Source organism: Aeromonas sp. Marseille-Q5825, from assembly GCF_946892685.1.
Taxonomy (GTDB): domain Bacteria; phylum Pseudomonadota; class Gammaproteobacteria; order Enterobacterales; family Aeromonadaceae; genus Aeromonas; species Aeromonas rivipollensis.
This window is the reverse complement of the sequence record NZ_CAMPOU010000006.1, coordinates 202,654-215,704: the sequence shown is the minus strand read 5'-3', so window position 1 is coordinate 215,704 and position 13,051 is coordinate 202,654. Positions and strand designations below refer to the sequence as shown.

The window sequence follows — 13,051 nt, the reverse complement described above, 5'->3', positions numbered from 1 at the left end:
CCCGGACGATGAGGCGGTCCGGATTGCTGGTGCACTGAGAGTCGTAAACGGTGTGAAATGCTCTCAGTCTACAGCGCAAAAAGGCTGGTGAACAAACATTCACCAGCCCTAGCCTGTTTTATCAGGCTAATCTACATAAATGCAGATTATTTGATCTCAACAGAAGCACCGGCAGCTTCCAGCTCTTTCTTCAGAGCTTCAGCTTCGTCTTTGGAGACGGCTTCTTTCAGGTTGGTCGGAGCGGCTTCTACCAGGTCCTTGGCTTCTTTCAGGCCCAGGCCGGTGGCAGCACGAACGGCCTTGATGACGGCAACTTTGTTGGCGCCAGCAGCAGTCAGAACTACGTCGAACTCGGTCTTCTCTTCTACTGCTTCAGCGGCCGGACCGGCAGCTACAGCAACAGCGGCAGAAACACCGAACTTCTCTTCCATTGCTTCGATCAGCTCAACAACTTCCATTACGGACATGGAAGCAACGGCTTCGATGATTTGGTCTTTAGTGATAGACATGACAAAAATTCCTGATGTTGAATAAACTCAAACAGCCTAAATAGGCGAGAATCAAGCAGCAGCTTGTTTCTGGTCGCGAACAGCAGCGATAGTACGAACCAGCTTGCCAGCAGAGGCTTCCTTCATGGTAGCCATCAACTTCGCAATTGCTTCGTCGTAGGTCGGCAGCGTGGCCAGACGATCAATTTGTGCTGCGGCGATAAACTCACCGTTAAAAGCGCCAGCCTTGATTTCGAACTTTTGGTTCGCTTTGGCAAACTCTTTGAACAGACGAGCGGCAGCGCCCGGGTGTTCGTTAGAGAAAGCAATCAAGGTAGGACCAGTCAATACGTCGTTCAGGCAACCGAATTCGGTGCCCTCTACCGCGCGACGCAGCAGGGTGTTACGCACAACGCGCATGTACACACCGGCTTCACGAGCGGATTTACGCAGGACGGTCATCTTGTCAACAGTCACACCGCGAGAATCGGCTACAACTGCAGACAGAGCGCCTTTGGCAGCTTCGTTGACTTCAGCAACAATTGCCTTTTTGTCTTCGAGTCCCAATGCCATTGGCTTAACTCCTGGATTGAATCTGAGTCTCATGACTCAGTACTGACACATCCCCCCTACCTTCACAACAGAGGGGAACGATGCGGTAGCAGGATTCCAGAAGAGAAAGAAAACTTTCTCGCTGGGTTTCCGGCACCGTCTACGCAGGAAGGATTAAGGCCTTGCAGCCACCTGCGGTCTTGGACGGAGGTCGAAACCCCCAACCAATCAAGGCGCAAAATTATAGATTAAATTTTGCGCCTTGTAAAATCCATCAATTAGCCCTGAGCTTCCAGAGAAGCTTGGTCTACGGCAACACCGGCACCCATGGTGGTGGAGATGCTGACTTTCTTGATGAAGATGCCTTTGGCGGAAGAGGGTTTGCCCTTTTTCAGAGCAACCAGCAGAGCTTCCAAGTTTTCTTTCAGCTGAACTTCGTTGAAAGAAACCTTACCCAGAGTGGTATGGATGATACCATTCTTGTCATTGCGGTAACGAACCTGACCGGCTTTAGCATTCTTCACAGCTTCAGCAACGTTCGGGGTTACGGTACCCACTTTCGGGTTAGGCATCAGGCCGCGCGGGCCCAGGATTTGGCCCAGTTGACCAACAACGCGCATGGCATCCGGGGATGCGATCACGACGTCGAAGTTCATCTCGCCTTTCTTGACCAGCTCGGCCAGGTCATCCATACCAACCAGTTCAGCACCGGCAGCCTTGGCGGCTTCGGCGTTGGCACCCTGGGTGAATACGGCGACACGGATGTCACGACCGGTACCGTGCGGCAGTACAGTAGCACCACGTACGTTCTGGTCGGATTTACGAGCATCGATACCCAGGTTAACGGCAACGTCAACGCTTTCAACGAACTTGGCGGTAGCCAGTTCTTTCAGCAGGGCAATGGCTTCGTTGATGGAGTACTCTTTGGTACCGTCAACTTTTTCGCGAATAACGCGCATACGCTTGGAAAGTTTTGCCATTGTCTTAATCCTCCACTACCAGGCCCATGGAACGAGCGGAGCCTGCGATGCAACGTACTTTTGCATCCAGATCGGCACCAGTCATGTCCGGCTCTTTGGTCTTGGCGATTTCTTGCAGCTGAGCAACAGTCACCTTACCAACCTTGTCTTTGTTCGGCTTGGCGGAACCAGACTGGATGCCAGCAGCTTTCTTCAGCAGGAAGGAAGCAGGCGGAGTCTTGGTTTCGAAGGTGAAGGAACGGTCGCTGTAAACGGTGATCACGACAGGAGTCGGTGAGCCTTTTTCCAGCTTTTCTGTACGAGCGTTGAACGCCTTACAGAATTCCATGATGTTCACACCGTGCTGACCCAGAGCAGGACCAACGGGAGGGCTGGGGTTAGCACTGCCAGCCTTAACTTGCAGCTTGATATAAGCTGTGACTTTCTTAGCCATTACGAAAATACCTCAAAAATGGGTTCTAGCGCCTCGGAGACATGCTCCTGCAAACGGCTCCCCAACAAATAAAGGGGCAGCGAATTATAGAGATAATCGCTGCCCCTGACAACCGTTAAACGTACAGAGTTTAATCAGCCCTTTTCGACCTGACCAAAATCCAGTTCTACCGGCGTTGAGCGACCGAAGATCAATACGGAGACCTTCACGCGGCTCTTCTCGTAGTCCACTTCTTCAACGGTGCCGTTGAAGTCAGCGAACGGACCATCGGCAACCCGCACCATTTCACCCGGTTCAAACAGGGTTTTCGGACGCGGCTTGTCGTGGGCATCTTGCAGACGATTGAGGATGGCATCCGCTTCCTTATCGGAGATAGGAGCAGGACGATCGGAGGTGCCACCGATGAAGCCCATCACACGCGGCACATTGCGTACCAGGTGCCATGTGGTCTCGTCCATCATCATCTGGACCAGGACATAACCCGGGAAAAATTTGCGCTCACTCTTGCGCTTCTGGCCGGCACGCATCTCGACCACTTCTTCGGTCGGGACCAGCACTTCGCCAAACAGCTCTTCCATGCCATGCATCTTGATATGTTCACGCAGGGATTTGGCAACCCGGCCTTCATAGCCGGAAAATGCCTGCACGACATACCATCTCATACGTTGTTCACGTTGTTCAGTCATGGCTTTTCCTTACACACCGGTAATCAGGTTGACCAACCAGACCAAGGCACCGTCCAGAATGAACAGCAAGAGCCCCATCACGGCGGTCACCGCCAGCACAATCAGGGTTGTCTGAATGGCTTCCTGGCGGGTCGGCCATACGACCTTGCGGACTTCCAGGCGCGACTCACGAGCAAAAGCCAGTGTTGCCTTACCTTTGGTGGTTTGCAGGGCCACTGCACCTGCAGCAGCGATGACAACGACCACACCCAGGGCGCGGACGGCGGCGACAACGTCAGTGAGCAGGTAATTACCTACCACAGCGGCCGCCAGGATGATGAAAACCAGGCCCCAAAGAAGGGTATCCTTGCTTCCGCCCTGTCCCTCAGAACTAACACTCATACAACCCACCTGTATCTGACGTAACCAAAGACACAAAAGCCCCGTACGAGACGAGGTATATGGCAGGGGCGGCAGGACTCGAACCCGCAACCATCGGTTTTGGAGACCGCTGTTCTACCAATTCGAACTACGCCCCTGCATAAGAAAGCCCCTATTATAGGGGCTTTGCTTTATTTATGTAAGCCAAGATTAAGCGATAACTTTGGCTACAACACCAGCACCTACGGTACGGCCACCTTCACGGATAGCGAAACGCAGGCCGTCGTCCATCGCGATCGGAGCGATCAGGGTAACAACCATTTTGATGTTGTCGCCTGGCATTACCATTTCAACGCCTTCCGGCAGTTCGATGGTACCGGTCACGTCGGTAGTACGGAAGTAGAACTGCGGACGGTAGCCCTTGAAGAACGGAGTATGACGACCACCTTCTTCTTTGGACAGCACGTACACTTCGGATTCGAACTTGGTGTGCGGCTTGATGGAGCCCGGCTTGGCCAGTACTTGACCACGCTCAACTTCTTCACGCTTCACGCCACGCAGCAGGGCGCCAACGTTCTCACCGGCACGACCTTCGTCCAGCAGTTTGCGGAACATTTCAACACCGGTACAGGTGGTAGAAACGGTGTCTTTGATACCGACGATTTCTACAGTTTCACCAACCTTGACGATACCGCGCTCTACACGACCGGTAACAACGGTACCACGGCCAGCGATGGAGAAGACGTCTTCGATAGGCATCAGGAACGGCTGGTCAATGGCACGCTCCGGCTCCGGGATGTAGGTATCCAGGTGGTGAGCCAGCTCGATGATCTTCTCTTCCCATGCTGCGTCGCCTTCCAGCGCTTTCAGCGCGGAACCACGAACTACCGGCAGGTCATCACCCGGGAAGTCGTATTCGGTCAGCAGCTCACGAACTTCCATCTCGACCAGTTCGAGCAGCTCTTCGTCATCTACCATGTCGCACTTGTTCATGAACACGATCATGTACGGGATGCCAACCTGGCGACCCAGCAGGATGTGCTCACGAGTTTGCGGCATCGGGCCGTCAGTCGCGGCTACTACCAGGATCGCGCCGTCCATCTGGGCAGCACCGGTGATCATGTTCTTAACGTAGTCGGCGTGACCCGGGCAATCTACGTGGGCGTAGTGACGGATAGCAGTGTCGTATTCTACGTGGGAGGTGTTGATGGTGATACCACGCTCACGCTCTTCCGGTGCCTTGTCGATCTGGTCGAAGGCGAAAGCTTTACCACCGAAGTGCTTGGCCAGCACGTTGGTGATGGCGGCGGTCAGGGTGGTTTTACCGTGGTCAACGTGGCCGATGGTACCCACGTTAACGTGCGGTTTATTACGCTCAAATTTTTCTTTAGACATGATCGTCCCTCTAAACTAACGCTGAGTACGCGGTGGCAAGCTAACCACAGAACAGTTTATATGATGGATTTGAATCAGGGGGACAGAGAGGATGGTGCTGGCAGGCAGGTTCGATTGCCGAACTCACCCTAGGGTGTGGCTTTCAGAATTACCTGAGCCATATCAGCATCTTGGAGCGGGCAGCGGGAATCGAACCCGCATCATCAGCTTGGAAGGCTGAGGTAATAGCCATTATACGATGCCCGCATTTCTCTAACCCAAAGAACTCAAACCGCAGAGAAATATGGTGGAGGGAGAAGGATTCGAACCTTCGAAGGCAGAGCCGTCAGATTTACAGTCTGATCCCTTTGGCCGCTCGGGAACCCCTCCGATTGCACGAATGCCACAACGGTAATTCTGCTTGCACCCGTTGTTTTTGTCGCATTTGCCGGGCAAATAGACGACAGACATCCAAGCGTCGCGCATTTTATGGTAAGGATTTTGGGGATGCAACCACTGCACCCTGCAAAATGTGCATTATTGCCGGGATCTATGCAAAAAAACGCTCCTCCTCAGTCCCAACCGGACGCGTCCCTTGTCGCTCCCGATCCCTTGGTGTATGGTCGCCCTGCCCAAGAAACAGTGATGACACCATGACGACAGAGCATAACCCCTATTTGCAATTCACCCGCGAACAATGGGCGTTATTGCGCGATGCGGTCCCCCTGACCCTGACCGAGAGGGACCTGCACACCCTGCGTGGCATCAACGAGAAGGTGTCATTGCGCGAGGTGGAAGAGATCTATCTGCCCCTTTCCCGCCTGCTCAATCTCTACGTCAAGGCCAAGCAGCGCCGCAGTCGGGTGCTGGAGCAGTTTCTCGGCCAGTCCCGCGGCAAGGGCACCTACATCATCAGCATCGCCGGCAGCGTGGCGGGGGGAAAGAGCACCACGGCCCGCATCCTGCAAGCATTGCTGGAACGCTGGCCCGAGCACCCGCGGGTAGAGCTGGTCACCACGGATGGCTTCCTTTATCCCAACAAGGAGCTGGAAGAGCGCGGGCTGATGCGCCGCAAGGGTTTTCCGGAATCCTACGACATCCGCCATCTGGTGGAGTTTGTCGCCAACATACGTGCGGGTCACGAGAAGGTCGAAGCGCCGGTTTACTCCCACCTTATCTACGACATCCTGCCCGATGAGAAGAAGGTGGTGGAACAGCCGGACATCCTGATCCTGGAGGGGCTCAACGTGCTGCAGAGCGGCATGGATTACCCCCAGGAGCCCCACAGAGTCTTCGTGTCAGATTTTGTCGACTTCTCCATCTATGTGGACGCCGACGCCGAGCTGCTGCGCGCCTGGTACATAGACCGCTTCCTCAAGTTCCGCAGCGGCGCCTTCTCGGATCCGGACTCCTACTTCCACCACTATGCCAAACTGGCGGAAAGCGAGGCGACCGAAATAGCCAGCAACATATGGCAAGACATCAACTATCTGAATCTGCAAGAGAACATCTTGCCGACCCGGGAGCGGGCCAACCTGATCCTGACCAAGGGACAAGAGCACGCCATCGAGCAGATCAAGCTGCGCAAGTGACCGTAGCGAGTCGCCGGATAACGAAGAGGGGGCCCGCAGGCCCCCTCTTCTATTGGGTTCTCATGAGCCAGTCTCGCTCAGTCGCCCCGGCGCAGGGAGATCTCTCCCCCCAGATAGAGTTTGACTCCCTCGTCCGTTTCCAGCCGCAGGGCACCGCGATCGTCGATGCCCCGGGCTATGCCGCGGATCACCTGCTCCCCCATCAGCAACTTCACCGGTTGGCCAGCAAAGTAGTCGAGCCGGTTCCAGCTCTCGACGAAGCTAGCCAGACCGCTCTGCTCGAAGGTCTGCATGGCCGCTTGCAGATGGAGGAGTACGCAGGCCGCCAGCTGGTTGCGATCCACCAGTTCGGGCTGAACCTGGCGCAGCTCTGACCAGGCCTGATCGATCTTCTCCCCCTGCTGGCTCGGCATCGCCAGATTGAGGCCGATGCCGATCACCAGATGGCAGCTGGCGCCGGCGCTGCCGCTCATCTCCACCAGTATGCCCGCCAGCTTGCGGCCCTGGTAATAGAGATCGTTCGGCCACTTGAGCTCCACCCCGGGGTAGCCGAGGGATTCCAGCGCCTCCACCACGGCCACCCCCACCGCCAGACTCAGCCCCATGGCGGCCGCCATGCCCTGCTCGAGCCGCCAGTACATGCTGAGGATCAGCTGGCAACCGAACGGCGAGACCCAGGGCTTGCCACGACGCCCCCGACCGGCGGTCTGGCACTCGGCCAGGCAACTCTCGCCGGCGCTCAGCTGGTTGACCCGCTCAAACAGATACTGGTTGGTGGAGTCGATCACCGAGAAGCAGTGTACCGGCGCCATGGGGGCCAGGGCCTGCAGTTGCGCCTGATCATAGAGTGCCATGGGAACCGCCAGGCGGTACCCCTTGCCGGTCAGGCTGAACAGATCCAGCCCCAGCTCCTTGAGGGCGGCCATGTGCTTGCTCACAGCCGCACGGCTGATGCCGAGCTGCTCCCCCAGCTGTTCGCCGGAATGAAACTGGCCGTCGCTGAGCAAGCCGATCAGAGTCTGCCTGATGGGAGTGAGTGTCATGCCAGCACCTCGTCCAGCCAGGTTTCGCCGGTGAGCCCCATGAAGCGCACCTCGTGCTCCAGCACCACACCGAACTTGTGCTCCACGCTGTCACGCACATGGGCCGCCAGGGCGATGAGCTCCATGGCGCTGGCGCCCCCGAGGTTGACCAGCACCAGCGCCTGCTCCTGATGGACGGCGGCACGGCCGATGGCAAAGCCCTTGAGACCGCACTGATCGATGAGCCAGCCCGCCGCCAGCTTGGCCTGCCCTTCCCCGGCCGGGTAGCAGGGCATCTGCGGATATTGCCCCTTGAGTGCATCCGCCACCGAGGTCGGCACCACGGGGTTCTTGAAGAAGCTGCCCGCGTTGCCGAGCACGGCAGGGTCCGGCAACTTGGCCATGCGAGTGGCACAGACGGTGTCGAAGATGGCCTGCGCACCGGGATGTTCGCCGAGGGCCGCCAGGGGGCCATAGCCGATCACGGGTTGCCAGACCTTGGGCAGGCGCAACCCGACGGCGGTGATGAAGTGGGTGTCCTGATAATCGTGCTTGAAGATGCTGTCACGATAGCCGAACTGACAGTCGGCTGCGGCGATGCGCTCCACCTCGCCGCTCTGCCAGTTGAATGCCTCCACATAGGCACAGAACCGGGCCAGCTCGACCCCGTAAGCACCTATGTTCTGCACCGGAGCCGCACCGACTGTACCCGGGACCAGCGCCAGGTTCTCCAGCCCATGCCAGCCCTGTTGCAGGGCGTGGCACACCAGCTGATGCCACTCCTCCCCCGCCGCCACGTGCAGCAACCAGTGGCTGTCGTCATCCTGCAGCGCTATGCCTTTCATCCGATTGAGCACGACCAGTCCGGCAAAATCATTGCAGAACAAGATGTTGCTCCCACCACCCAGCACCAGGCGCGGCAAGGCGTTCAGCTCCAGATTGGCCCGCAACTGGCAAAGATCATCCAACTGGGCCACTTCGGCCAGCCAGAGGCAATGTGCTTCCAAGCCCAGGGTATTGAGGGCCGCCAAGGGGGCATGGGGAGTGAGTTTCATCTGCGTGTTCCGACAAGGGCAAGGGCGCAGTTTACCCCAGATCCCCCGGGACGAAAAACCCGGGTACTGTTCGGACTCAAACCGCTGGAGTAAAGTAAGCCCTTCAGCCCGTTGAGGAAGCATGAATGAACAATCAATTCGCCGTCATCGGCCTCGGCCTGTTCGGCAGCGCACTGTGTGAAGAGCTGCAGTTGCAGAATGCCGAGGTGCTGGCCATCGATATCGACGAGAGCAAGACCCGCCAGATAGCAACCCTGTGCAATCACGTCATCGTGGCCGATGCCACCGATGAGGCCACGGTCGCCGAGCTGGGGCTGGCCAATTTCGATATCGTCTTCGTGGCCATCGGCGACAGCCTGGAGACCAGCATACTCACCACGCTGGTGCTGAAGGAAGCCGGGGTGAAGAAGGTATGGGTCAAGGCGCGCGACAAGTTCCACGCCAAGATCCTGCAGAAGGTGGGCGCCGACAAGGTGATCAACCCGGAGTGGGACATGGGTCGCCGGGTCGCCCAGAGCATGCTGGACAACCGTCTGTTCGACTATCTGGAGCTGGGGCACGACATGGTGCTGACCGAATTCGTGATCGGTCTGCAACAGAACGGCCGTACCCTGGCCGATCTGCACCTGCTGCAACAGAGCGACTTCCAGTTGCTGGCCATCAAGCGCGGTGAGGTGCTGCACAACGTGCTGACCGGCAAGATGGAGCTGCAGCTCGGTGACATCCTGATCCTGGCCGGCAACAAGCACGCCATCGATCACTGGCTCGACACCCTATGATCAACTGGCGCAGCAACTACGCCTTCGCCCTGTACAGGGATACCGAGTCCCGCTGGAGTGAAGCCAGGCTGATCCTGGGCAGCTTTCTCATCATCTTGTTGGTCGGCACCCTGTTTCTGGTGCAGCCCTCGAGCCACAACGGCGAGGTCACCTTCATCAATGCTCTGTTCACCGCGACCTCGGCCATCAGTGTGACCGGGCTCGGGGTGGTGGATACAGGCACCGCCTTTACCCTGCAAGGACAGATCATACTGCTGATGCTGATGGAGATAGGGGGCCTGGGCCAGATGACCATGACCTTGCTGCTCATCGCCATGTTCAGCAAGCGGGTCGGTCTGCGCCAGCAGGTACTGGCGAAGGAGGCACTGGGCCAGGAGGGATCGGTCAACATCATCCAGCTGGTGAAGCGCATAGTGCTGTTCGCCCTGATTGCCCAGCTGATCGGCACCGCCATCATGGCCATTCGCTGGGTGCCCGAGATGGGCTGGGGCCATGGCCTCTACGTCAGCTTCTTCCATGCGGTTTCTGCCTTCAACAACGCCGGATTCTCGCTGTTTGCCAACAACCTCATCGACTACAGAGACGACCCCATCATCAGCCTGACCATACCGGCCCTGCTCATCCTCGGCGGCCTGGGTTTTACCGTCATCGTCGATCTGGTGCGCAACCGTCGCTGGCGCAAGCTCAAGCTGCACAGCAAGCTGATGTTGCTGATGACCCCGGGGCTGCTGCTGCTGGGCACCCTGATGTTCTGGCTGCTGGAGCACAACAATCCCGCCACCTTCGGCAACGCCGGGCCCGGCGGCCAGCTAATGGCGGCCTTCTTCCAGTCGGCCACGGCGCGCACGGCAGGCTTCAACACGGTGGACATTGGCCAGATGGTACCCGCCTCCCTGCTGTTCATGATGATGTTGATGTTCATCGGTGCCGGCGCTACTTCGACGGGGGGCGGTATCAAGGTCACCACCTTCGCCGTGGTGTTGCTGGCCACCCGGGCCTTCCTCACCAAGCGTCCCCATGTCACCGCCTTCGGCCGCACCCTGTCACCCCAGATAGTGACCCGATCCCTGGCCATCATCATCGTCAGCACCATGGTGCTGATGCTGGCCATGTTCCTGCTGATGCTCACCGAGTCGCAGCCCTTCGACAAGATCATGTTCGAGACCGTCTCGGCCTTTGCCACCGTAGGCCTCTCGACCGGCATCACCGCCTCCCTGAGCGAGCCGGGCAAGCTCATCCTGGTGCTGGTGATGATCTGCGGCCGTCTCGGGCCGCTGACCCTGGCGCTGATGCTGGCCAGACCGAGCGAGACCCGGATCCGCTACCCGGAAGAGGGCGTCTATACCGGCTGATCGGCCGCCAGAACCAGATCGAGAGAGGGGCCCTGGGCCCCTCTCTCTTTTTACGCCTCATGTCGCCGCAATGGCCCCAGGCCACTCAGGCGGCCTTGCTTCTGGCCGGGCGCTTGCCCGCCCCCTTGCGGGGCTGTGCACCGGTGCCACTGGTCGACGAACTCTTGCGGCTGAAGCGCCGTTTGCTGGCCCCCGGCGCCTCCTTGGGCAGGGCGCTGAAGCTGGCCCCCGAATCCTGCCTGGCCCCCTCAATCAGGCCGTTAAGCTGCTCGGTGAGCGGCCCCATAAATTGCTGGTAGCTGGCGTGACGCTCGGCGATCCGGCCGAGGTGCTGCTCCCACAGCGCCGTCATGTCCGGCGTGGTGGCAGTGGCAGGCAATGCCTGGATCAGGGCCCGTCCGGTCGGGGTCGCCTTGATGCTCTTGCCCTGCCGCACCAGGAAGCGGCGCTTGAACAGCAGATCTATGATGCCGGCCCGGGTCGCCTCCGTGCCGAGGCCATCTGTCTCGCGCAGGATCTTGCGGATCTCGGGATCCTGCACATGGCGGGCTATGCCTGTCATGGCGGCCAGCAGGGTGGCGTCGGTGAATGCCTTGGGTGCCTGGGTCATCTTCTCCTGCAGCTCGCCCCGCTCGCAGCGCAGCTCCTCGCCCTGACGCAGGGCCGGCAGGGTGCCCGCCTCCTCCTCATCGTCCTCTTCGACCCCGAGCAGCGCCTTCCAGCCCGCCTTGAGGATGCGCCGCGCCTTGGCCTGGAACAGGCCACCGGCGATGCGCAGCAACACCCGACTGTCGTTGTATTCGAACGGCGGATAGAACTGCAGCAGGTACTGGCGGGCGACCAGGCCATAGAGCTTGCCCTCGTCGGCGGAGAGGCTGGCCAGGTTGCCATGTTTCTCGGTGGGGATGATGGCGTGGTGGGCATCCACCTTGCCGTCATTCCACGCCTTGCTGCGCAGCTTGCCATCTGCCTCGCTCACCGCCTTGGCCAGGGCCGGGGCCGTGGCGGCGATGGCATCCCGCACCTGGGGTGCCCGATTGAAGTGATCGCTCGGCAGATAGCGGCTGTCGGATCTGGGGTAGGTGATGAGCTTGTGGCGCTCGTAGAGGCTCTGGCAGACATCCAGCACCCGCTTGGCGTCCATGCCAAACCGCTTGGCGGCATCGATCTGCAGGCTGGAGAGGTTGTAAGGCAGTGGCGCCGCCTGCTTGCGGGCCTGCTCTTCCACCTCCTCCACCCGGGCTGGCTGGCCCTGGATGCGCTCCACCACTTTGGCAGCCAGCGCCCGGTTGAGCACCCGCCCCTCCTCGTCCTGCCAGGGCGTGCAGGCCTCGGAGGGCAGCCACTTGGCACTGAACCCTTCGTTGCGCTCCGTCACCACATGGGCCAGCACCTCGTAGAAGGGTTTGGGCACGAAGGCATCTATCTCGAGATCCCGCCGCACCACCAACCCCAGCAGCGGCGTCTGCACCCGGCCGACCGAGAGCAGCTCGCTGCAGCCGGCCTTGCGCCCGAGCAGGGTATAGGCACGGGTCATGTTGATGCCGTAGAGCCAGTCCGCGCGGCTACGGGCCAGCGCCGAGACCGCCAGCGGCACGAACTCCTTGTTGTCCCGCAGCTTGTCGAGGGCACGGCGCACCGCGGGGGGATTGAGATCGCTGATGAGGCAGCGCTGCACCGGCTTGAGTTTGGGGTAGCCGAGAAAATCGATCACCTCGTCCACCAGCAGTTGCCCTTCCCTGTCCGGGTCACCGGCATTGACCACGCAGTCGGCCTGCTTGATGAGCCGCTTGATCACGGCAAGCTGGCTCCTGGTCTTGGGCTTGGCCACCAGCTGCCACTGGCTCGGCACTATGGGGAGCTGCTCCATGCGCCACTGCTTATAAGCAGCATCATAGGCATCGGGCTCCGCCTGCTCCAGCAGGTGGCCGATACACCAGGTCACCACGTCTCCCTGCGCCGTCTCGATGAAGCCCTCCCCCTTCTTGTGGGGCTTGGGCAGAACATCGGCGATGGCGCGGCCAAGGCTGGGCTTTTCGGCAATAAAGAGTCGCATGACTGACAAACCTGATCACTGTATATGCAAACAGTATATATCGAGCCTTTCGTAAAGCCCAACACCGGCCCATTCCGAGCCAGAAAGTCGCACTGGAGAGCAAAACGTCGCGACAGTGCCGTTTCCAGCATCATTCGTACGGATATGATGACCAAAAGAGAGCCAAATAAGGCCAAACTAACAAAGTTAACCATCTGGGATTGATTTAAATTCAAACAAAATTGTATTTATCAAATTTAAAACCAAGAAAAACCAATTTAAAGAATAAAAAGCATAACCGAGGTCAATCCCTCACCCGTCAAGACTACTACTATATTGGTAA

General features: G+C 58.7%; 13 protein-coding genes and 3 tRNA genes. 3 read left to right on the top strand and 13 right to left on the bottom strand.

Annotation, left to right across the window (positions count from 1 at the left end; translation table 11 throughout):
• Window positions 1–146: 146 nt before the first annotated feature.
• The 10 genes from rplL to OC537_RS15860 form a co-directional block, all read right to left on the bottom strand.
• Window positions 147–509, bottom strand: a complete 363-nt coding sequence (gene rplL / locus OC537_RS15905) for a 50S ribosomal protein L7/L12 (RefSeq protein ID WP_025328616.1) — start codon at window positions 507–509, stop codon at window positions 147–149.
• Window positions 510–560: 51 nt separating this feature from the next.
• Window positions 561–1,061: a 50S ribosomal protein L10 gene (gene rplJ / locus OC537_RS15900; protein WP_025328617.1), complete on the bottom strand. Its 501-nt coding sequence runs from the start codon at window positions 1,059–1,061 to the stop codon at window positions 561–563.
• A gap of 257 nt (window positions 1,062–1,318) precedes the next feature.
• Window positions 1,319–2,020, bottom strand: coding sequence for a 50S ribosomal protein L1 (rplA, locus tag OC537_RS15895; RefSeq protein ID WP_041206544.1), 702 nt, complete (start codon window positions 2,018–2,020; stop codon window positions 1,319–1,321).
• 4 nt (window positions 2,021–2,024) lie between these two features.
• Window positions 2,025–2,453: a 50S ribosomal protein L11 gene (gene rplK, locus OC537_RS15890; protein ID WP_016352267.1), complete on the bottom strand. Its 429-nt coding sequence runs from the start codon at window positions 2,451–2,453 to the stop codon at window positions 2,025–2,027.
• 134 nt (window positions 2,454–2,587) lie between these two features.
• A complete protein-coding gene (nusG, locus tag OC537_RS15885) occupies window positions 2,588–3,115 on the bottom strand; it encodes a transcription termination/antitermination protein NusG (protein ID WP_197066239.1) in 528 nt (175 codons plus the stop codon).
• A 33-nt stretch (window positions 3,116–3,148) separates the two neighbouring features.
• On the bottom strand, window positions 3,149–3,520 hold the full coding sequence (gene secE, locus OC537_RS15880; protein WP_042650611.1) for a preprotein translocase subunit SecE: 372 nt from the start codon (window positions 3,518–3,520) through the stop codon (window positions 3,149–3,151).
• Between the two features lie 60 nt (window positions 3,521–3,580).
• A tRNA-Trp gene (locus OC537_RS15875) sits at window positions 3,581–3,657 on the bottom strand.
• 52 nt (window positions 3,658–3,709) lie between these two features.
• A complete protein-coding gene (tuf, locus tag OC537_RS15870; protein WP_025328607.1) occupies window positions 3,710–4,894 on the bottom strand; it encodes an elongation factor Tu in 1,185 nt (394 codons plus the stop codon).
• Window positions 4,895–5,065: 171 nt separating this feature from the next.
• Window positions 5,066–5,140 (bottom strand) — tRNA-Gly (locus tag OC537_RS15865).
• 38 nt (window positions 5,141–5,178) lie between these two features.
• A tRNA-Tyr gene (locus tag OC537_RS15860) sits at window positions 5,179–5,263 on the bottom strand.
• A gap of 263 nt (window positions 5,264–5,526) precedes the next feature.
• Here OC537_RS15860 and coaA point away from each other — a divergent pair.
• Window positions 5,527–6,465, top strand: coding sequence for a type I pantothenate kinase (gene coaA, locus OC537_RS15855; protein WP_106885566.1), 939 nt, complete (start codon window positions 5,527–5,529; stop codon window positions 6,463–6,465).
• A 77-nt stretch (window positions 6,466–6,542) separates the two neighbouring features.
• Here coaA and birA read toward each other — a convergent pair whose 3' ends face one another.
• Entirely contained in the window at window positions 6,543–7,508 is a 966-nt protein-coding gene (gene birA, locus OC537_RS15850) for a bifunctional biotin--[acetyl-CoA-carboxylase] ligase/biotin operon repressor BirA (RefSeq protein ID WP_262112684.1), read from the bottom strand.
• On the bottom strand, window positions 7,505–8,542 hold the full coding sequence (murB, locus tag OC537_RS15845; protein WP_262112681.1) for a UDP-N-acetylmuramate dehydrogenase: 1,038 nt from the start codon (window positions 8,540–8,542) through the stop codon (window positions 7,505–7,507). The genes birA and murB overlap by 4 nt, the downstream gene beginning before the upstream one ends.
• Before the next feature lie 125 nt (window positions 8,543–8,667).
• Here murB and OC537_RS15840 point away from each other — a divergent pair, with 125 nt between their 5' ends.
• Both OC537_RS15840 and OC537_RS15835 read left to right on the top strand, forming a co-directional pair.
• A complete protein-coding gene (locus OC537_RS15840; RefSeq protein ID WP_106885563.1) occupies window positions 8,668–9,321 on the top strand; it encodes a potassium channel family protein in 654 nt (217 codons plus the stop codon).
• Entirely contained in the window at window positions 9,318–10,673 is a 1,356-nt protein-coding gene (locus OC537_RS15835; RefSeq protein WP_139743791.1) for a TrkH family potassium uptake protein, read from the top strand. The genes OC537_RS15840 and OC537_RS15835 overlap by 4 nt, the downstream gene beginning before the upstream one ends.
• Window positions 10,674–10,758: 85 nt before the next feature.
• Here the strand turns inward: OC537_RS15835 and OC537_RS15830 are convergent, their stop codons facing one another.
• Window positions 10,759–12,729, bottom strand: coding sequence for a DNA topoisomerase III (locus OC537_RS15830; RefSeq protein WP_262112668.1), 1,971 nt, complete (start codon window positions 12,727–12,729; stop codon window positions 10,759–10,761).
• Window positions 12,730–13,051 lie beyond the last annotated feature (322 nt).